Raw genomic sequence first — 19,673 nt, forward strand, 5'->3', positions numbered from 1 at the left:
TTCGAAAGGAGGCGAGGGGATGGCCACCTACATCCTCCGGCGTATCCTGCAGGTGATACCTGTGTTCCTCGGCGCCACGCTGCTCATCTATGCGCTGGTGTTCCTCGTGCCCGGTGACCCGATCGCGGCGCTCTTCGGCGACAAGCAGCCGCCGCAGGCGGTGATCGACCGCCTTCGCGCGCAGTACAACCTCGATCAGCCGTTCATCGTGCAGTACCTGCACTACCTCGGCGGCATATTCCGTCTCGACTTCGGCGTGACCTTCTCGGGGCAGCAGGTCACCGACGTGCTGGCCCGCACGTTCCCCGTCACGCTGCGCCTGGCGGTCATGTCCACGCTCATCGCGTTCGGGCTCGCGATCATCATCGGCACCACCTCGGCTCTGCTCAAGGACACGGTCTACGATCACGCGATGCTCGTCGTCGCACTGATCTTCGTCGCAGTGCCGATCTTCGTTCTCAGCTTCCTGGCGCAGTACTTCCTCGGCGTGCAGCTCGCGTGGTTCAAACCCACAGTCGGCGGCCAGAACGACTGGGGGGACCTCTGGCTTCCGGCGATGGTCCTCGGTGTCAGCATCTACGCGGTCAGCATGCGTCTCACCCGATCGTCGACGATCGAGACGCTCGGGCAGGACTGGGTGCGCACCGCGTACAGCAAGGGTCTGCCCCGACGTCGGGTCATCCCCGTGCACGTCCTGCGAAACTCACTCATCCCGATGGTCACCGACACGGCGACGCAGTTCGGCGTGCTCATGGTCGGTGCGACCGTCACCGAGGGCATCTTCAACGTGCCGGGCGTGGGCAACACGCTGTATCGCGCGATACTCGCCGGCGAGACCCCGACGATCGTGTCATTCGTGACGATCTTCGTCGTCCTCTACGTGCTCATCAATCTGCTCATCGATCTGCTCTACGGTGTGCTCGACCCGAGGATCCGCTATGTCAAGTGATTCGCACTTCGTCGCGCCCGTCACCAAGGCGCAGGTCGTCGTGGACGCCGTCCGCATCGACGAGAAGAGGAGCAACCTGTGGCTCGATGCCTGGCGAGACCTGCGGAAGCGCCCCCTGTTCTGGCTTTCGCTCGTCGTCGCGCTGCTGTTCGTGCTGATGGCGGTGTGGCCGACGCTCTTCACCCAGGTCGCACCGTCCGGTGGCGCCTGCAAGCTCGCGGTCAGCAATGACGGACCCGCCGCCGGACACCCGCTCGGGTTCACCCGCCAGGGCTGCGACACGTGGTCCCGGATCGTGCACGGCACGGGCGTGTCGCTCTCGGTCGGCGTGCTCGCGACGCTCATCAGCACGCTGATCGGCGTGGTCATGGGATCCCTGGCCGCGTTCTACGGCGGATGGCTCGATTCACTGCTGTCGCGCATCGGCGACATCTTCTTCACACTTCCGTACATCGTGGCCGCGATCGTCGTCATGTCGGTGTTCTCCGATGCCCGCAACGTGTTCACGCTCGCTCTGGCGATCGGCGGCTTCTCCTGGGCGTCCACCGCGCGCGTCGTGCGTGCCGAGGTACTGCGGGTCAAGCAGTCCGACTACGTGATGGCGTCCATCGCGCTCGGACTGTCGCGCTTCAAGACGCTGGTCACGCACGTTCTGCCCAACGCGCTCGCGCCCGTGATCGTCGTCGCCACGCTGGGATTGGGCACCGCGATCGTCGCCGAGGCGACGCTGTCGTTCCTGGGCGTCGGTCTCGGAGGCGTCTCGTGGGGTGCGGACATCAGCCAGGCTCAGACGAATATCCGCACGGCTCCCGCCGCGCTGATCTGGCCGTCGCTCGCGTTGACCCTCGCTGTGCTGGCGTTCATCACCCTGGGTGAGCTGCTGCGCGATGCCCTCGACCCGAAGTCGAGGGCACAGCGATGAGGAATTCGAGAAAGGCAGACATGAGCGCACCGCTGCTCAGCATTCGCGACCTCCGGATCTCCTTCGGAAAGGGGAGAAAGGAGCGCGAGGTCGTACACGGCGTCGATCTCGACATCCACCGCGGTGAGACCGTCGCCATCGTGGGCGAGTCCGGGTCGGGCAAGTCGACGACCGCTTCAGCGATCATCGACCTGCTTCCCGGCACCGGGCGCGTGACCGAGGGCACGATCACCCTGGAGGGCGAGCGGATCTCCGGAATCGATCGCAGGGCGATGGAGGCGATCCGCGGGCGCCGCATCGGCTATGTGCCGCAGGACCCGATGTCGAACTTGAACCCGGTCTGGTCGATCGGATTCCAAGTCGGTGAGGCCGTGCGCGCCAACGGCCTGGCGCACGGGCGCGCCGAGGTGCGCCGTCGTACCGTCGAGGTGCTGCAGCAAGCCGGTCTGGCGGATGCCGAGCGGCGTCTGCACCAGTTCCCTCACCAGTTCTCCGGTGGGATGCGCCAGCGCGCGCTCATCGGCATCGGTCTCGCCGCTCATCCTGCGCTGCTCATCGCCGACGAGCCGACCAGCGCGCTCGACGTGACAGTGCAGCGGGTGATCCTCGATCATCTGGCATCACTCACGCGCGACAGAGACACCGCCGTGCTCCTCATCACGCACGATCTGGGACTTGCCGCCGACCGCGCTGACCGGATCATCGTGATGAGTCAAGGCTCGATCGTCGAGGCAGGGCCGAGCCGGGACATCCTCGAGAATCCCCAGCACCCCTACACACAGCGCCTCGTCGCCGCTGCGCCGAGCCTGGCGTCGCAGCGAATCCAGGCCGAGGTCACCGAGCGCGGCGTCGAGACCACCACCTCGGTGATGCGCACGGCGGCGCCGGCCGTCGAGGTGCGTAATCTGGTCAAGGATTACCGGATCCGCCGCGGGGGTTTCCGCAGCGAGGATTTCCGCGCCGTCGACGACGTGTCGTTCCAGATCCCGCGTGGCAAGACGCTCGCGCTCGTCGGTGAGTCCGGGTCGGGCAAGTCGACGGTCGCCAAGATGGTTCTCCAGCTCGAGCCGGCGACGAGTGGTGAGATCCTCATCGATGGCAAGGACGTGACCTCGATGTCCCGCGGCGAGGTCTTCCGCCTGCGCCGCGGTCTGCAGCCCGTGTTCCAGGATCCGTACGGGTCACTGGATCCGCTGCGCTCGATCGGTTCTTTGATCGCTGAGCCGCTCGAGGTGCACCGCGTCGGCGACACGTCGTCCCGCCGTGCCCGAGTGCGCGAGCTTCTCGAGCAGGTGGCGCTGCCGCGTGAGCTGGAGTCCCGCTATCCGAACGAACTGTCCGGCGGTCAGCGGCAGCGGGTGGCGATCGCACGCGCGCTGGCCCTCAAGCCCGACATCGTGGTGCTCGACGAGGCGGTCTCCGCGCTGGATGTGCTGGTGCAGGACCAGATCCTGCAGCTGCTCGCGCAGCTGCAGGGCGATCTGGGACTGACCTACCTGTTCATCACGCACGATCTGGCGGTGGTCCGCGTCGCGGCGGACCTCGTCTGCGTGATGGAGCACGGCAGGATCGTCGAGCAGGGCGCCGTGGACCAGATCTTCGCGTCGCCGCAGCAGGAGTACACGCAACGGCTGCTGGATGCGATTCCCGGACGCAGCGTCAGCTTCGGCGGACGATGACGAAGTCAGTGCCGGCGAGCCGGACGATTCGCAGCAACTCGGGGATCGTCTGGCTCGTCGTCGTCGCGGCGATCGTCGCGTTCCTTCTCGGCGACCTGATCCTGCGGGGAACGCTCGACCAGCTGATGCGGATCGCGCCCTGGCTGCTGCTCATCGTGTGGACGGTGTGGGCGCTGGCGGTGCATCCGCGCGTCATCGCCGACCGTGAGGGCGTGGAGGTGATCAACCCGCTTCGCACCTATCGGTTCGGATGGGGCGAGGTCGCCGAGCTGTCGCTACGCTGGCAGATCGCCTTCCGGCTCACGGGTGAGCGGATCATCGCGGCTTGGGCTGTGCCGGTGTCCCGGTCGTCTCGAGCCCGGGTCTCGCAGCCCGCCGACCGCGAAGTGGAGATCCTGCAGGAGCTCCGTGAGCAAGCCGCCGCGGCAGTCGGGCAGCAGCTCAGCGTGCGCTGGAACGTCCTGCCCATCGCCGGGTTCCTGCTGCTGCTGATCTGCGGCGTCGTCACATCCTTCTGACGCGCTCCCGGAGCGCCGCGGGCAAGGCCGATCCCGGCACCCGCCGCGGGTCAGCCGGGCATCCCGAAAAGCGCCGGCCAGGTCGCGGCCGCCCACGGGTAGCCGACGAACGCCGCGGCGTCGATGAGGAAGTGCGCGACGAGGAACGGCATCAGTCGGCCCGTGCGCGCGAAGAGCCAGCCGAACAGCATGCCCATCGCGAGGTTGCCGATGAAGGCGCCCGGACCCTGGTACAGGTGGTAGGTCGCTCGCAGCAGGCTTGTCATCACGATGATCGGCCACGGCCCCCAGCCCAGCCGGCGCAGGCGCGCGAAGAGGTAGCCGAGCACGACGAACTCCTCCTGGATCGAGGCGCGGGCGGCCGAGAGCAGCAGGATCGGCACCGTCCACCAGTGCGCGTCGAGCCCGGCGGGGTTCACCGCCACGAACCACCCCAGCGCGCGCCCCAGCAGGTACAGGCCGATGCCCGGGATGCCGATCGCCAGCACCAGGACCACACCCCGCCCCGCGTCGCGGACCTGACCGCGACCGCTCAGCCCCAGCGCTTCGAGATGCGGTCGTCTGGGCTGCCAGAGGAGGAAGCAGACCAGCAGCACCGGGACCAGGGCGAAGCCGATCGAGAGAATCTGGTAGATCAGGTCGAAGACCTCGCGATCGCTGCGCGACGGGTTCAGCGTGGTCGTCTGGTCGACGAGGGGCGTGACGTCGGTGAGACGATAGGCGAGCTGCACCGCGGCGTACACCGCCGACTGGCCCAGGCCCAGTGCGAGAACGATCGCGATCTCCCACCAGAGCCGGGTGCGAGAGGGCGCGCGCCCGAGCGCCTCGGCATCCGTCATGCCTTCGATGCTAGATCCCGTGTTCAGGAACGGGCTGATCGCGTGCGCTATCCTGGAACGTCACTTCGTCTCGCTGACGTTCGCTCAGTGCAAGCGGCACCTCCATCGCATCCCAATCCGCTTAGGACTCCTGAATGGCGCACGCCCTCCGCTCTGACCTCCGAAACGTCGCGATCGTCGCACACGTCGACCACGGCAAGACCACTCTCGTCGACGCCATGCTCCGTCAGACCGGCTCCTTCGGCGAGCACGCGCACGTCGAGGAGCGCGCGATGGACTCCAACGACCTGGAACGTGAGAAGGGCATCACGATCCTGGCGAAGAACACCGCCATCACCTACAACGGCGAGCACACCGACACCCCGGTGACGATCAACGTCGTCGACACCCCGGGCCACGCCGACTTCGGCGGTGAGGTCGAGCGTGCGCTGTCGATGGTCGACGGTGTCGTGCTGCTGGTGGACTCCTCCGAGGGCCCGCTGCCCCAGACTCGCTTCGTGCTGCGCAAGGCGCTCGAGTCCAAGCTGCCGGTGATCCTCCTGGTCAACAAGACCGACCGACCCGACGCGCGCATCGCCGAGGTCGAGGAGGAGGCGCACGACCTGCTGCTCGGCCTCGCCTCCGACCTGGTCGACGATGTGCCCGACCTCGACGTCGACGCCCTGCTCGACGTGCCGGTGGTCTACGCCTCCGGCCGTGCCGGCGCGGCATCCGCCAACCGGCCGGCCAACGGCGAGCTGCCCGACAACGACGACCTCGAGCCGCTGTTCGCGGCGATCCTCGAGCATGTGCCCGCGCCCTCCTACGACGACGAGGCGCCGCTGCAGGCCTGGGTCACCAACCTCGACTCCTCGTCCTTCCTCGGCCGTCTCGCGCTGCTGCGCGTCTTCAACGGCACGCTGAAGAAGGGTCAGACCGTCGCCTGGGTGCGCCAGGACGGCACCACGCAGAACGCCCGCATCACCGAACTGCTCATGACCAAGGCGCTCGAGCGCTACCCGGCCGAATCGGCCGGCCCTGGCGACATCGCCGTCATCGCCGGCTTCGCCGACATCATGATCGGCGAGACGATCGCCGACCCCGACGACGTGCGGCCGCTGCCGCAGATCACCGTCGACGAGCCGTCGATCTCGATGACCATCGGCACGAACACGTCTCCGCTGGTCGGCAAGGTCAAGGGGCACAAGCTCACCGCCCGCATGGTGAAGGACCGCCTGGACCGCGAGCTGATCGGAAACGTGTCGATCCGCGTGAACGACATCGGTCGTCCCGACGCGTGGGAGGTGCAGGGTCGCGGCGAGCTGCAGCTCGCCATCCTCGTCGAGAACATGCGCCGCGAGGGCTTCGAGCTCACGGTCGGCAAGCCGCAGGTCGTCACCCGCAAGGGCGACGACGGCAAGGTCCACGAACCGTACGAGCACCTCACGATCGATGTGCCGGAGGAGCACCTCGGCGCCGTGACGCAGCTCATGGCGAACCGCCGCGGGCGCATGGACAACATGATCAACCACGGCACCGGCTGGATCCGCATGGAGTTCATCGTGCCGTCGCGTGGCCTGATCGGCTTCCGCACCGAGTTCCTCTCGATCACGCGCGGCACCGGCATCGCCAACGCGATCTCGCACGGGTACGACGCCTGGGCCGGTTCGATCGTCGCGCGCCAGAACGGCTCGATCGTCGCCGACCGCGCCGGTGTGGTGACGCCGTTCGCCATGATCGCCCTGCAGGAGCGCATGTCGTTCTTCGTGAAGCCCACCGAAGAGGTCTACGAAGGCATGGTCGTGGGCGAGAACTCGCGCGCCGACGACATGGACGTGAACATCACCAAGGAGAAGAAGCTCACCAACATGCGCTCGGCCACCGCGGATTCCTTCGAGTCCATGACGCCGCCGCGCATCCTGTCGCTGGAGGAGTCGCTCGAGTTCGCGCGCGAGGACGAGTGCGTCGAGGTCACCCCCGAAGCCGTCCGCATCCGCAAGGTGATCCTCGATCAGACCATCCGCGGGCGCGAGGCGTCGCGCCTGAAGCGCCAGGACGCCAACGCCTGAGCGCAGCAGTACCACAGGAAGACCCCGGTGATCACCGGGGTCTTCCTCGTCTCTGCGGCAGGATGAACATCACGATCTCATAACACACCTTCATGGGAGCATGAGGTCGCGATTCCCACGAAGCGGCCACGGGATGCCCAGGTCCGTGGCGGGTTCCGCCCAGTCGGGGGGTGCAGACTCGAACCTCGTGCCCGGGATGCCGCTCCCGATGGGCGACCCGATCCGGGTCCGGGCCGACGACGACCCGAAAGTCGAACCCATGCTTCATCCCCTCAGCACCCGTGCGTCCCGCCGGGTGACATCCATCGTGTCCGCCCGCACACGTCTGAGCCGTCCGCTCGCCGGTCTCGCGGCGGGCGTGGTGCTCGCCGCCGGTGCGGCCGTCGGCGTCGTCGCAGCGCCCGCGCTCGCCGCGCCCTCAGAGGCGGATCTCCACCGTGCATCCGAGATCGTCGAAGACGGGAAGATCGCACTCACCAACGCGCACGCGCTCAACGACGTCGTGGCGGCATCCGAGATCCCGCCGGTGCCGGCAATGACCGCCGTCGACTTCTCTGACCTGAAGACCGATGTGAAGGCGCTCGCCGAGCCCGGGGATCGGACGGGCGAGGACCTGATGGATCTCGCCGACGACGTGGTGCGGGGCACCGTCGTCGTGCAGCGTGAGACCGCCGCCCTGCAGAACGCGCTGACGGACGCCCGCGAAGCCGAAGCCGAGCGCATCGCCGCGGAGAAGGCGCGCATCGCAGCCGAGAAGGCCGCGGAGGAGAAGCGCCGCGCCGCCGCTCTGGCGGCGGCGAACACGGTCGAGGGCGCGCAGGCGACCGCGCGCAGGCTCGCGGCCGAGCGCTACGGCTGGGGCGAAGGGCAGTTCTCCTGCCTCGCATCGCTGTGGAACAAGGAGTCCAGCTGGAACTACCGCGCGTACAACCCGAGCGGTGCGACGGGCATCCCGCAGGCGCTGCCGGGCAGCAAGATGGCGACGGCGGGGGCGGACTGGCGCACGAACGCGACCACGCAGATCTCGTGGGGCCTCGACTACATCAAGCGCGCCTACGGCACGCCCTGCGCGGCCTGGGGGCACTCGCAGGCGGTGAACTGGTACTGACTCCGCTCAGCGCAGTTCGCTGACCAGCACGGCGCTGGTCCCGGCCGTGCGGGCCTCGAAGATGTGCGGGGCATCGCCGGCGTACGACAGGTAGTCACCGGGATGCAGCAGCTCGGGGCTCTCTGAAGGGCCGATCAGCGCCTCGCCGGAGAACAGCACGACGTGCTCGGTGGTGCCGTGTCTGTGCGGCAGCGACCGGCGGGGCTCGCCGGGCTCGGCCTGGATCAGGTAGATGTCGCGCCGGGTTCCCGGAGCCGCGGCCGACAGCAGGGTCGCCAGGTACGGCGCTGCCGCCGACGGCACTCCGGCGTGGTCGCCGACGCGGATGAGCCGCGGCGCCGTGGTGCTCTGGTCCACGAGCGTCGCGAACGGCACGCCCAGGGCGTCGCCGATCGCCCACAGCGTCTCCACGCTGGGATTGCCCGCACCGCTCTCGAGCTGTGACACGGTGGCCTTGGAGACGCCCGCTCGGCGCGCGAGCTCCGACACGGAGAGGCCGGCGCTCTCACGCTCGCGGCGGAGGGAGTGGGCGATGCGTTCGCGCAGTTCCATGCCGTTCAGTATCGCAAACGATCGTTCGACTTGACTGACATGGCGCGGCCGTTCAGAATGTCAGTCATGCGTTCAGCAGATCGAACACGGGCGGCCGGCGTTCCGTCGGCGTCCCGCGAGGTCTGGCGGGAGGGGCTCGGGGTCGCGATCGCGACGAGCGCCTACGGCGTCTCCTTCGGGGCGCTGGCCGTGGCATCCGGCCTCGACGTGTGGCAGACCTGCGTGCTGAGTCTCGTCATGTTCACGGGCGGATCGCAGTTCGCGTTCATCGGCGTGTTCAGTGCCGGCGGAATGGCGGCGCTGCCCTCGGCGGTCGCCTCCGCGGCCCTCCTGGGTGTGCGCAACGTGGCCTACGGCATGCGGATGTCGCCGATCATCGGCCGAGGATTCCTGCGCCGCGCGGCGGCCGCACAGGTGACGATCGACGAGTCGACCGCCGTCGCTATCTCCCAGGAGCAGCCTCCGCTGCGCACGCTCGGGTTCTGGGTCACGGGCATCGGGGTCTTCATCGGCTGGAACCTCACCACGCTCGCCGGAGCGCTGCTCGGCGACGTGCTGGGCGATCCGCGGACGTGGGGTCTGGATGCCGCTGCCGCGGCGGCGTTCCTCGCACTGCTGTGGCCGCGCCTGCAGCAGCGTCAGGCGATCGCCGTGGGTGTCGCGGCAGCCGTGGTCGCCGCCGCGCTGACGCCGGTGCTGATGCCCGGTCTTCCCGTGCTGGTCGCGGCGGTGGTCGCGATCCTCGTGGGCTGGTTCAACTGGCTCGGCCGGAAAGATGCCGACGCGGGGGAGTCGAAGTGCGGTGTGCTGAGCGAACGGAGTGAGTCGAAGTGAGTGTCTGGAGTGCGGTGCTGCTGGCCGCGTGCATCTGCGTCGGCCTGAAGGCCTTCGGGTACCTGATCCCGGCGCGCCTGCTCGAAGCGCCTCGCCCCGCACGCATCTCGGACCTTCTGACCGTCGCGCTCCTCGGGGCACTGCTGGCGGTGCAGACCGTGGGCGCTGGGCAGGCCGTGGTCGTCGATGCCCGTGTTCCCGCCGTACTCGTCGCCGCGGGCCTGCTCTGGATGCGGCAGTCCTTCCTCGTCGTCGTCGTCGGGGCGGCCGCAGTCGCCGCGCTGCTTCGCGTGGTGGGCTGGGCGACGTGAGCGCGCCCGCGGCGTCGACAGCAAGGCGCACTAGGCTGAGCCGGTGCGACATCTGATCATCCGTGGCCTGTCCTGGCTCGCCGCGCTCATCATCGGCGGTGTGTACGGCGCCGCGGCGACCATCGCGCACAGCTTCACCCTGGGGCCCGTGCCTGTGGGCATGATCCTCGGCGCGATCGCCTGCGCGGCGCTTCTCATCGCGTTGCGCGCGCTCACCGGAGATCGCTGGGCGGCGCTCGCCGCCGGATTCGGGATGATGGCGGTCATCCTGATGATCTCGCAGCGTGGGCCCGGTGGCTCGATCGTCGTGCCGGACACACCCCTGGGCAACATCTGGATGTACGCGGCCGCAGGCATCGTCGTGCTCGTGGTCGCCTGGCCCGACCTGTCGAGGCTGCGCGCGCTCTCCTCCCCGGCGGTGCCGGAGGATCGCACTCCGCACGCGTCGTAGACTGGAGCGGTGACGTATGTGATCGCCCTTCCCTGCGTCGACGTCAAGGACCGCGCCTGCGTCGACGAATGTCCCGTGGACTGCATCTACGAGGGTGAGCGGATGCTGTACATCCACCCCGACGAGTGCGTGGACTGCGGTGCCTGTGAACCGGTGTGCCCCGTCGAGGCGATCTACTACGAGGACGACCTGCCCGAGGAATGGGCCGATTACTACAAGGCCAACGTCGAGTTCTTCGACGAGATCGGCTCACCCGGTGGTGCGGCCAAGACCGGCGTGCTGCCCTTCGACCATCAGGTCGTGTCGGTCCTTCCCCCGCAGGGGGAGTGAGTGGGCGTCCGCGACCTCGCCAACTACCCGTGGGACGCGGTCGAGCCCTATCGGGAGCGGGCCGCGGCGCATCCTGACGGCATCGTCGACCTCTCGATCGGCTCGCCGGTCGATCCGACCCCGGAGATCATCCGCGCCGCGCTGACCGAGGCGACCGATGCGCACGCCTATCCGCAGACGGTCGGCACTCCCGAGCTGCGCGAGGCCATCGTCGACTGGTACGCGCGCCGGCGCGGAGTGGACGATCTCACCACGGCGAACGTGCTGCCCACCATCGGCTCCAAAGAGCTCGTGGCTCTGCTGCCGCTGCTGCTGGGTCTCGGCGAGGGCGACATCGTCGTGCATCCGCGCATCGCGTATCCCAGCTACGCGGTCGGTGCCACCGCCGTCGGCGCGACGCCCGTGGCCATCGACGACCCGGCCGCATGGCCCGACGGTGCCAAGCTGATCTGGATCAACAGCCCGGGCAATCCCGACGGGCGCACCTGGACGGTCGGCGAGCTCGCCGTGGCCGTGCGCCGGGCTCGCGAGCTCGGCGCCGTGCTCGCGAGCGATGAGTGCTACGCCGAGCTCGGCTGGGAGGGGGAGTGGGCCACCGAGCGGATCCCGTCCATCCTCGACCCGCGCGTCACCGGCGGAACCAGGTCCGGGCTGCTCAGCGTCTACTCGCTCAGCAAGCAGTCGAACCTGGCCGGCTACCGGGCCGCACTCGTGGCCGGATGCGCCCGCATCGTCGGCGACCTGCTCACCGCTCGCAAGCACCTCGGTCTCATGCCGCCGGCGCCGGTCCAGCACGCGATGGCGGTCGCGCTGCGCGACGACGAGCACGTCGCGCAGCAGAAGGAGCTGTATCGCCGTCGGCGCGCACTGCTCAAGCCCGCCCTCCTCGCCGCCGGATTCCGCATCGACGGCTCGGAGGCAGGTCTGTATCTCTGGGCCACCGAGGAGCGGGACGCCTGGGAGTCGATGGGACGGCTGGCCGAACTCGGCATCCTGGCGGGACCCGGCCACTTCTACGGGGCGCACTCGGCGCAGCACGTGCGCCTCGCCCTGACCGCTCCCCTGGAACGGGTGGCACAGGCGGCGACCCGCCTGACCGCCGGCTCGGCCTGATCCGCGTGCGACAGCGGCCGCCAGCCGCTTGTGGGGATCCGCGACGGATCAGCGCGAGTTCTTGGCGGATGTCACAGTAGGCTTGAGGCGCCGCTAGGCTGTAAAAGCGATGCAGCCGATCCCCCGGCAGGCGCCCCGCGCCGCACATCGTCCCGAGACGACACAGACGCAGCAGGAGGTTGGCGTGAGCGAAGCTCGGCCTGACAGGGCGACTCTCTCGATCGGAGACAAGACGGCGGAGTTCCCTCTGCTGCAGTCCACCAGCGGCGTCAGCAGCATCGACTTCTCCACGCTGACCCGCCAGACCGGATACACGGGGCTGGACTACGGGTTCGTCAACACCGCCTCCACGAAGTCGGCCGTCACCTTCATCGACGGCGACCAGGGCATCCTGCGCTACCGCGGCTATCCCATCGAGCAGATCGCGAAGAACTGCAGCTACCTCGAGGTCGCGTGGCTGCTCATCTACGGCGAGCTGCCCACGCCCGCCGAGCTCGCCGACTTCGACGAGCGCATCCGCCGGCACACGCTGCTGCACGAGGATCTCAAGCACTTCTTCTCGGCGCTGCCGCACACCGCGCACCCCATGTCGGTGCTGTCGTCGGCGGTCGCCGCGCTCTCGACGTACTACGAGGGCCAGACCGATCCGCACAACCCCGAGCACGTCGAGCTCAACATGGTCCGCATGCTCGCCAAGCTTCCGGTCATCGCCGCTTACGCGCACAAGAAGAGCGTCGGGCAGGCCTTCCTGTATCCGGACAACTCGCTGAGCTTCGTCGACAACTTCCTCAAGCTCAACTTCGGCGTGCACAGCGAGCCGTACGAGGTCAACCCGGTGATGTCGAAGGCGCTCGAACTCCTGCTGATCCTGCACGAGGACCACGAGCAGAACGCCTCCACCTCGACGGTGCGCCTGGTGGGCTCCACCGGCGCCAACCAGTTCGCCTCCATCTCCGCCGGCATCCAGGCCCTCTCCGGGCCGCTGCATGGCGGTGCCAACGAGGCCGTGCTCACCATGCTCGGGCAGATCCGCGACTCCGGCCAGAGCGTTCAGCGCTTCGTCGAGCGCGTGAAGAACAAGGAGGAGGGCGTCAAGCTGATGGGCTTCGGCCACCGGGTCTACAAGAACTACGACCCGCGCGCCAAGCTCGTCAAGGAGGCGGCCGACGAGGTGCTCGCCTCGCTGGGCGTGAGCGACCCCCTGCTCGATCTCGCGAAGGAGCTCGAGGAGATCGCGCTGGCGGACGACTACTTCAAGGAGCGCCGCCTGTACCCGAACGTCGACTTCTACACCGGCGTCATCTACAAGGCGATGGGCTTTCCCACGCGCATGTTCACCGTCCTGTTCGCGATCGGCCGCCTACCCGGCTGGCTCGCCCAGTGGCGGGAGCTGAACCTCGACCCGCAGACCAAGATCGGTCGCCCGCAGCAGCTGTACGTCGGCTCGCCGGAGCGCTCGTTCCCGCGCGGCTGACGACTGCGGCCACGATCTGACGAGAGCGGCCCGCCAGGAACCTCGGGTTCCTGGCGGGCCGCTCGTCTGCGTGCCGGGGGCTTCGGCCCCCGACGCTCAGCTGCCCTGGGGGCGGCTGGCGCGACGCGAGCCGGTGCGGGAGCGGCCCTGCGAGGCGGTGGGAGCACTCGACGACGTGCTGTACACCTGCGCGGTCCGGCGGCCCTGGCCGGCGCCGCGCTGACGGGGCTGCGCCTGGTCGCGCTGCGCGCCCCCGGACTGGCTCTGAGCGCCCGCACCGCGACCGCCGCGACCGGAACGGCCACGACCGGATCCTGCGGGCTGCGCGGTGCCGCGGCCCTGACCGGACTTCGCCTTCGGCTTGCCCTGCGGCTGGCTCGGAGCGGCAGGCACGTACTTCACCTTCGCGGCGCGTTCGCTGACGAGCTCGTCGACGATCGCCGGGGTGACGTCCTCGAGACCGACGGCGATCTGCGCCTTGCGGAGGATGTCCTTGACGTCGCGACGCTGCTCGGGCAGCACCAGTGTCACGACGGTGCCCGCTGCGCCCGCCCGCGCAGTGCGGCCCGAACGGTGCAGGTATGCCTTGTGCTCGACGGGCGGGTCGACGTGCACGACCAGCTCCACGTCGTCGACGTGCACGCCGCGGGCGGCCACATCGGTCGCGACGAGCACGCGCACGCCCCCGTCGGCGGGGTCGGCGCTGAAGGCCGCGAGATTGCGCTCGCGGGCGTTCTGGCCCAGGTTGCCGTGCAGGTCGACGGAGGGGATGCCGGCGGAGGTCAGCTGCTTCGCGAGCTTCTTCGCCTGGTGCTTGGTGCGGGTGAAGAGGATGCGGCGGCCGAGACCGGATGCCAGATCCTCGACGAGGCGCTTCTTGGCATCCGCATCCGCCGCGATGAGCACGCGGTGCGTCATCTCACCGACCGGCACGCTGGCCTCATCGACCTCGTGGCTGACGGGGTCGTGCAGGAAGCGCTTGGCGAGTGCGTCGATACCGCGATCGAGCGTGGCGCTGAACAGCAGGCGCTGCCCGTTCTTCGGAGTGGCGGTGAGAATGCGGGTCACACCCGGGAGGAAGCCCAGGTCGGCCATGTGGTCGGCCTCGTCCAGCACCGCGATCTCCACCGCATCCAGCGAGGCGACGCCCTGCTTCATGAGGTCTTCGAGCCGCCCGGGGCAGGCGATGACGATGTCCACGCCAGCGCGCAGCGCCTGCTCCTGCGGACGCTGACTGACACCGCCGAACACGGTGGTTACGCGCATGCCGACGGCCGTCGCCAGCGGTGAGATGGTCGCCGCGATCTGGGTGGCGAGCTCGCGCGTGGGGGCGAGCACCAGGCCGCGCGGGCGGCCCGGGCGGCGCTGCGACGACGAGGCCGAGAGGCGTGCGACGAGGGGGAGTGCGAACGCGATCGTCTTGCCGCTGCCGGTGCGGCCGCGGCCGAGCAGGTCGCGTCCGGCGAGGGAGTCGGGCAGCGTGTCGCGCTGGATGGCGAACGCGTCGGTCTTGCCGTCGGCTGCGAGCACGTCGGCGAGCACGGCGGGCACGCCGAGATCGAGGAAGGAAGGCATAGGAGTATCTCCGTGAAAGGCGCAGGAAACCTGCGGAAGTGGGCGACGGCGCGGGATCGCGCATCGTTTCGCCGCTCGATAAGACCGCGGCCAGGTGGCTGTGCGGAAGTGTTTCGACGACGCAGACGTCTCGCTTCGCGAGGGGCGTCGGGTCAACCCTAGCAGTCCGTCCTGCGCGCAGCTCCCAGCAGGCGGGCGTCAGGCGTGCAGCGCCTCGTTCAGGGTCACCCCGTGGCCCGAGCGCTGCACGACTTCCACGGCGCCGGTGAGCGAGTTGCGACGGAACAGCAGCCCGCTGCGCCCGGAGAGCTCGGCGGCCTTCACCGTCGGCAGGCCCCCCTCGGGGCGCGGCTCCGCATCCGCCACCGCGACCTTGGTGCCCGCCGTGACGTAGAGGCCGGCCTCCACGATGCAGTCGTCACCCAGTGAGATGCCGATGCCGGCGTTCGCGCCCAGCAGGGTGCGCGCACCGATCGAGACGCGATGCTGGCCGCCGCCGGAGAGGGTGCCCATGATGGACGCTCCGCCGCCGATGTCGCTCCCGTCGCCCACGACCACGCCCTGGGAGATGCGGCCCTCCACCATCGATGCGCCCAGTGTGCCCGCGTTGAAGTTCACGAATCCCTCGTGCATGACGGTCGTGCCGGGGGAGAGGTGCGCGCCCAGGCGCACGCGGGATGCGTCGGCGATGCGGACGCCCTCGGGCTGGACGTAGTCGGTGAGGCGGGGGAACTTGTCGAGTCCCTGCACCTGGATGCCGTGCCGCTGCAGCACCGGACGCAGTCGCGCGGCGTCGGCCGGGAGCATCGGGCCGGCGCTGGTCCACGCGACGGTGGGCAGGTGACCGAAGATGCCGTCCAGGCTGAGCCCGTTCGGGCGCACCAGCAGGCGCGAGAGCGCGTGCAGGCGAAGGTAGGCGTCGGGGGTGGACGACACCGGTGCATCGATGTCGATCGAGAGCTGGACGAGCTCCACCGAGACGCCTCGGCGCTCGTCCTCGTCGGCGAACGCGCCCCAGGTGGACACGGCGGCCGCGGCGTCGTCGGGCTCCTGCTCGCCGAAGCCGAGCTCGGGGAACCAGGCATCCAGGACGGTGCCGTCCGATGCGATCGTGCTCAGACCGATGCCCCATACCGTGCGCGAAGTGCTCATGCCTCAACGCTAGCGCCCGCGGACATGCGGATGCCGACCGTATGACGCCCCCGATACGCTGGAGCCATGGCGCTCGACCTCACCGCATCCTCCGTCGAACTCACCCGCGCGATCTGCGACATCCCGAGCGTCTCGGGCGATGAGCGAGTTCTCGCCGACGAGATCGAGAGCGCCCTCGCCGCGTACGGCCACCTCGAGATCATCCGGCACGGGAACACGGTCGTGGCGCGCACGAGCCTCGGCCGCCCGCAGCGCGTCGTGATCGCCGGGCACATCGACACGGTGCCGATCAACGGCAACGTGCCCACCCGCGACGTGGAGATCGACGGAACGCCGCACCTGTGGGGTCGCGGAACGGTCGACATGAAGGCCGGCGTGGCCGTGCAGCTCAAGCTCGCCGCCGAGCTCACCGCGCCCGAGGCCGACATCACGTGGATGTGGTACGACAACGAAGAGGTGCAGGCCGAGAAGAACGGCCTGAAGCTGCTCGCGGACGAACGTCCTGACCTGTTCGCGGCGGACTTCGCCATCCTCGGAGAGCCCTCTGACGGGCGCATCGAGGGCGGCTGCAACGGAACGCTGCGCGCCGTCGTGCGCACACGTGGCGTGCGGGCGCACAGCGCACGCTCCTGGGTCGGCGAGAACGCCATCCACGGCGCAGCCCCCATCCTTTCCCGTCTCGCCGAGTACCGCGCCCGCGAGGTGACGGTCGAGGGACTGGGCTACCGCGAGGGCCTCAACGCCGTCGCCATCCGCGGCGGCGTGGCGGGGAACGTCATCCCCGACCTGTGCGAGGTGGACGTCAACTACCGTTTCGCTCCCAGCAAGAGCATCGACGACGCGGTGGCGCATGTGCGCGCCGCGTTCGACGGATTCGAGATCGAGATCGTCGATGCCGCGGCCGGCGCCCGCCCCGGCCTCGACGCACCGATCGCGCAGCGCTTCCTCGCAGCGGTGGGAGGCGAGGCGCACGCGAAGTACGGCTGGACCGATGTCGCGCGCTTCTCCGCCCTGGGCGTGCCCGCCGTCAACTACGGTCCGGGGGACCCGCATCTCGCGCACCACGACGAGGAGCGAGTCCCGCTGGCGCAGATCGAGGCGGTCGAGCGCGGGCTGCGGGCGTGGCTCACGACATCCTGATCTCGGGCATCCGTCGCTGGGCGCGGCTGCCCGTCGCCGGACGCATCGCGATCGTCTACCTGCTCGCCCGGCTGATCACGACGGGTCTCCTGCTGCTGGCAGCGCACGCATCGACGCCGCAGTCCCGTTTCGGGCTGTCGCCGAGCATGGGTCAGCTCGTGCTCGGCTGGGACGCCCAGTGGTACTGGTGGGTCGCAGAGAACGGCTACCCGTCGCAGCTGCCGCTCACCGAATCCGGCGAGGTCGCCGAGAACTCCTGGGCGTTCATGCCCGTCTACGCGTTCCTGGCGAAAGGGGCGGGCCTGGGCGAGTGGGGGGCGGGAGCGCTGCTGGTGTCGCTCGTCGCCGGCTTCTTCGGCTGCCTGGTGCTGCACCGGCTGCTGAGGGACCGGATCGGCTCATCGGCGGCGATGTGGGCGGTGACGTTCTTCGCCTGCGGGCCGCTCGCCGCACTGTTCCAGGTCGGTTACGCCGAGGCGCTGTTCGTGCTGCTGCTGCTGATCGCGCTGGATCTGGTGCTCAGACGCCGCTACGCGCCGCTGTACCTCGTGCTGCCCGTGATGGGGTTCACGCGCCCCGGCATCCTGGCCTTCGCGCTCTTCCTGGGTCTGCACGGCATTCTGCGGTGGATGCGGCGCCGTGCGGAACCGCTGCCGGCGCGCCACATCGTGCACATCGTCGCACTCGGCGCGTTCGCCACCGTGATCGGATTCGCCTGGCAGGCGATCGCCGCCGTCGTCACCGGGAACCCGTCGGCATACCTGAGCACCGAGCTCGCCTGGCGGAGGAACTGGCTCACCGACCCCAGTGCGCAGTTCGTCCCGTTCGAAGGGTTCGTGCGGGGCGCGGAGTTCTGGATGGGCCAGGCCGGACTTCCCTCCTGGTCGGGCTGGCTGCTGCTGATCGTGCTCGTCGCGGGTGCGGCGGCACTGCTGCTGCGCTCGCCCCACGTGCGCAGGCTGGGGCCCGAGATCCGGCTGTGGAGCGCAAGCTACCTCCTCTACCTGCTCGCGGTGTTCTTCCCGCAGTCGAGCACGCTGCGGCTGCTGCTGCCGCTGACACCGCTGTGGGGCGCGCTCGCGGTTCCGCGCTCGCGCCTGTACCGCTGGGGGATGCTGGGGCTGTGCCTGCTCGCGCAATGGATCTGGATCCTGTGCATGTACGGGCTGGCGCAGACGTTCTGGCAGGTGCCGTAGCGTGCCCCCACCGCCGGACCCGACGGAAGTCGTTCATGACGTGTGATGGGCTACGAGCGGGTGCACCCGATAAACTCGACGCATACCACCGAGGGAAAGGGTGCCACGATGGCAGCGATGAAGCCGAGGACCGGCGACGGACCGATGGAGGCCGTGAAGGAGGGGCGACTCATCATCGTGCGGGTTCCGCTCGAGGGAGGCGGACGTCTGGTCGTCTCCGTGAACGACGCCGAGGCGAAGGAGCTTCACGACGTGCTCGCCGCCGTCGTGGACGCCGCCTGATCCACGAGAACCGCAGAAGGGCGATGGAGTGATCCATCGCCCTTCTTTCGTGCACGGCTCGGGGACCGACGTGATCAGGTCGTGAGCCGGGAGAGCTGGAGCAGTCCCTCGCCGGTGGTCGAGAGGGCCGCGAGCACGGCGGCCGACTCCTGGGTCTCCTGCACGAGCGAGCGGAAGGCGGAGGTCACGGCGTCGCGCTGGACGGGATCGGCGACCTTTCCGCCCGCGAGGACGCGCGGAACGAGCACCAGCCCGCCCGGGCGCACCAGGCGCAGGCCGTGCTCGACGTACTCGATCACGTTCTCGGGATCGGCGTCGATGAGGACGATGTCGTAGGCGCCCTCGTTCATACGGGGAAGGACATCCGCTGCGCGTCCCGTGATGAAGCGCGCCTTCGCCGGGGGAACCTTGGCATCCGCGAACGCCTGGCGTGCGGCGGCGAGGTGCTCCGGCTCGTTGTCGATCGTGGTCAGCACCGCCTGAGGTGCTCCGCGAAGCAGCCACAGCCCGGAGACTCCCGCTCCGGTGCCGATCTCGACGATCGACCGCGCGGCGGAGGTGGCCGCGAGCACGGCGCACTGCGCCCCGACGCCGGGACTGATCGGCGTGGCGCCGAGCTCGTGAGCGTGGGTGCGTGCGCGGGCGATGGCGGCGGGCTCCGCGATGGTCTCGCGGGCGAATCGGGCGTTCGCGTCGTGCTCGCTCATGGCTGCCTCTCCTGAAAACTTCGGTCACTGACAGCGTAAGCGCGGTCGGTGGATCACAAGGGGAGGCGCGGCGGGTAGCCTGGGGGGATGGAACTGGGGCTGACCTTCGACAAGCTGCTGCTGATCGGTCTTGTCGCTGTGCTCATCATCGGTCCGGAGCGGCTGCCGAAGGCGGCCGAGTCGTTCGCGAGGTTCGTGCGTCGCGCCGGGGAGTACCTGCGCGACACGAAGAGCAAGATGAAGGACGAGCTCGGGCCGGAGATCGACGAGGTGGACTGGCGCAAGCTGGATCCCCGGCAGTACGACCCGCGCCGGATCATCCGCGATGCGCTGTTCGAAGAACCGGCCTTCGAGGCGCCGGCCGCCGTCTCCCCGAGCGCGGTCGTCACGGATCCCGTCGCGCCCGCGCGCACGCCGTTCACGCGTACGGCGTTCTCGCGTGCCACTCCACCGCCGTTCGACGCCGACGCGACCTGAGGCGGCACCCGGCACG

Annotated in this window: 21 protein-coding genes; 16 read left to right on the plus strand and 5 right to left on the minus strand. The window is 69.3% G+C overall.

All coding sequences use genetic code 11. The annotated features are described in order from the left end of the window. The first annotated feature begins 19 nt into the window (after positions 1-19). From ACFWHT_RS04840 to ACFWHT_RS04855, 4 genes are read left to right on the plus strand one after another with little or no spacing between them, the layout of a single operon-like run. On the plus strand, positions 20-949 hold the full coding sequence (locus ACFWHT_RS04840) for an ABC transporter permease (RefSeq protein ID WP_378825963.1): 930 nt from the start codon (positions 20-22) through the stop codon (positions 947-949). Next, positions 939-1,871, plus strand: a complete 933-nt coding sequence (locus tag ACFWHT_RS04845; RefSeq protein WP_378825965.1) for an ABC transporter permease — start codon at positions 939-941, stop codon at positions 1,869-1,871. Before ACFWHT_RS04840 ends, ACFWHT_RS04845 begins: the two co-directional genes overlap by 11 nt. Positions 1,872-1,891: 20 nt before the next feature. Continuing rightward, positions 1,892-3,550 (plus strand): dipeptide ABC transporter ATP-binding protein, encoded by a 1,659-nt coding sequence (locus tag ACFWHT_RS04850; RefSeq protein WP_378825967.1) that lies wholly within the window; start codon positions 1,892-1,894, stop codon positions 3,548-3,550. Then, positions 3,547-4,068 carry a PH domain-containing protein gene (locus ACFWHT_RS04855; protein ID WP_378825969.1) on the plus strand — a complete coding sequence of 174 codons (522 nt, stop codon included), beginning with the start codon at positions 3,547-3,549 and terminating at the stop codon, positions 4,066-4,068. The genes ACFWHT_RS04850 and ACFWHT_RS04855 overlap by 4 nt, the downstream gene beginning before the upstream one ends. A 50-nt stretch (positions 4,069-4,118) precedes the next feature. Here the strand turns inward: ACFWHT_RS04855 and ACFWHT_RS04860 are convergent, their stop codons facing one another. Beyond that, the gene (locus ACFWHT_RS04860) at positions 4,119-4,907 is read right to left on the minus strand and encodes a CPBP family intramembrane glutamic endopeptidase (protein ID WP_378825971.1); all 789 of its coding nucleotides are present in this window, start codon (positions 4,905-4,907) and stop codon (positions 4,119-4,121) included. Between the two features lie 134 nt (positions 4,908-5,041). Here ACFWHT_RS04860 and typA point away from each other — a divergent pair, with 134 nt between their 5' ends. Then, positions 5,042-6,955 (plus strand): translational GTPase TypA, encoded by a 1,914-nt coding sequence (gene typA, locus ACFWHT_RS04865; RefSeq protein ID WP_378825973.1) that lies wholly within the window; start codon positions 5,042-5,044, stop codon positions 6,953-6,955. 259 nt (positions 6,956-7,214) lie between these two features. After that, complete coding sequence (locus ACFWHT_RS04870) at positions 7,215-8,063, plus strand: phospholipase (RefSeq protein ID WP_378825975.1); 849 nt, start codon at positions 7,215-7,217, stop codon at positions 8,061-8,063. A 6-nt stretch (positions 8,064-8,069) separates the two neighbouring features. Here ACFWHT_RS04870 and ACFWHT_RS04875 read toward each other — a convergent pair whose 3' ends face one another. Next, a complete protein-coding gene (locus tag ACFWHT_RS04875; protein ID WP_378825977.1) occupies positions 8,070-8,615 on the minus strand; it encodes a helix-turn-helix domain-containing protein in 546 nt (181 codons plus the stop codon). A 66-nt stretch (positions 8,616-8,681) separates the two neighbouring features. On the opposite strand from ACFWHT_RS04875, the gene ACFWHT_RS04880 reads away from it, so the two are divergent. The 6 genes from ACFWHT_RS04880 to ACFWHT_RS04905 all read left to right on the plus strand — a co-directional run bounded on the left by ACFWHT_RS04880 (position 8,682) and on the right by ACFWHT_RS04905 (position 13,128). Further along, positions 8,682-9,449: an AzlC family ABC transporter permease gene (locus ACFWHT_RS04880; RefSeq protein ID WP_378825979.1), complete on the plus strand. Its 768-nt coding sequence runs from the start codon at positions 8,682-8,684 to the stop codon at positions 9,447-9,449. Next, complete coding sequence (locus ACFWHT_RS04885; RefSeq protein ID WP_378825981.1) at positions 9,446-9,760, plus strand: AzlD domain-containing protein; 315 nt, start codon at positions 9,446-9,448, stop codon at positions 9,758-9,760. Before ACFWHT_RS04880 ends, ACFWHT_RS04885 begins: the two co-directional genes overlap by 4 nt. A 43-nt stretch (positions 9,761-9,803) precedes the next feature. Next, positions 9,804-10,211: a histidinol dehydrogenase gene (locus ACFWHT_RS04890; protein WP_378825983.1), complete on the plus strand. Its 408-nt coding sequence runs from the start codon at positions 9,804-9,806 to the stop codon at positions 10,209-10,211. Positions 10,212-10,220: 9 nt separating this feature from the next. Further along, positions 10,221-10,541, plus strand: coding sequence for a ferredoxin (gene fdxA, locus ACFWHT_RS04895; protein WP_378825985.1), 321 nt, complete (start codon positions 10,221-10,223; stop codon positions 10,539-10,541). Further along, entirely contained in the window at positions 10,542-11,654 is a 1,113-nt protein-coding gene (gene dapC / locus ACFWHT_RS04900) for a succinyldiaminopimelate transaminase (protein WP_378825987.1), read from the plus strand. A gap of 184 nt (positions 11,655-11,838) precedes the next feature. Further along, positions 11,839-13,128, plus strand: coding sequence for a citrate synthase (locus ACFWHT_RS04905; protein WP_378825989.1), 1,290 nt, complete (start codon positions 11,839-11,841; stop codon positions 13,126-13,128). A 96-nt stretch (positions 13,129-13,224) separates the two neighbouring features. Here ACFWHT_RS04905 and ACFWHT_RS04910 read toward each other — a convergent pair whose 3' ends face one another. Both ACFWHT_RS04910 and dapD read right to left on the minus strand, forming a co-directional pair. Further along, positions 13,225-14,703: a DEAD/DEAH box helicase gene (locus ACFWHT_RS04910; protein ID WP_378825991.1), complete on the minus strand. Its 1,479-nt coding sequence runs from the start codon at positions 14,701-14,703 to the stop codon at positions 13,225-13,227. 198 nt (positions 14,704-14,901) lie between these two features. After that, entirely contained in the window at positions 14,902-15,855 is a 954-nt protein-coding gene (dapD, locus tag ACFWHT_RS04915) for a 2,3,4,5-tetrahydropyridine-2,6-dicarboxylate N-succinyltransferase (protein ID WP_378825993.1), read from the minus strand. A 66-nt stretch (positions 15,856-15,921) separates the two neighbouring features. Here dapD and dapE point away from each other — a divergent pair, with 66 nt between their 5' ends. The 3 genes from dapE to ACFWHT_RS04930 all read left to right on the plus strand — a co-directional run bounded on the left by dapE (position 15,922) and on the right by ACFWHT_RS04930 (position 18,473). Next, entirely contained in the window at positions 15,922-16,995 is a 1,074-nt protein-coding gene (dapE, locus tag ACFWHT_RS04920) for a succinyl-diaminopimelate desuccinylase (RefSeq protein WP_378825995.1), read from the plus strand. Continuing rightward, positions 16,977-18,191, plus strand: a complete 1,215-nt coding sequence (locus ACFWHT_RS04925) for a hypothetical protein (RefSeq protein ID WP_378825997.1) — start codon at positions 16,977-16,979, stop codon at positions 18,189-18,191. Before dapE ends, ACFWHT_RS04925 begins: the two co-directional genes overlap by 19 nt. A gap of 108 nt (positions 18,192-18,299) precedes the next feature. Beyond that, positions 18,300-18,473 carry a DUF3117 domain-containing protein gene (locus tag ACFWHT_RS04930; RefSeq protein WP_243224785.1) on the plus strand — a complete coding sequence of 58 codons (174 nt, stop codon included), beginning with the start codon at positions 18,300-18,302 and terminating at the stop codon, positions 18,471-18,473. 74 nt (positions 18,474-18,547) lie between these two features. Here ACFWHT_RS04930 and ACFWHT_RS04935 read toward each other — a convergent pair whose 3' ends face one another. Continuing rightward, positions 18,548-19,180 (minus strand): O-methyltransferase, encoded by a 633-nt coding sequence (locus ACFWHT_RS04935; protein ID WP_378825999.1) that lies wholly within the window; start codon positions 19,178-19,180, stop codon positions 18,548-18,550. 87 nt (positions 19,181-19,267) lie between these two features. Between ACFWHT_RS04935 and ACFWHT_RS04940 the strand changes: the two genes are divergently transcribed. After that, positions 19,268-19,657 carry a twin-arginine translocase TatA/TatE family subunit gene (locus ACFWHT_RS04940; protein WP_378826001.1) on the plus strand — a complete coding sequence of 130 codons (390 nt, stop codon included), beginning with the start codon at positions 19,268-19,270 and terminating at the stop codon, positions 19,655-19,657. The last annotated feature ends 16 nt before the right edge of the window (positions 19,658-19,673 follow it).

The sequence above is a fragment of the Microbacterium sp. NPDC058342 genome (assembly GCF_042723935.1).
In the GTDB taxonomy this organism is placed as follows: domain Bacteria; phylum Actinomycetota; class Actinomycetes; order Actinomycetales; family Microbacteriaceae; genus Microbacterium.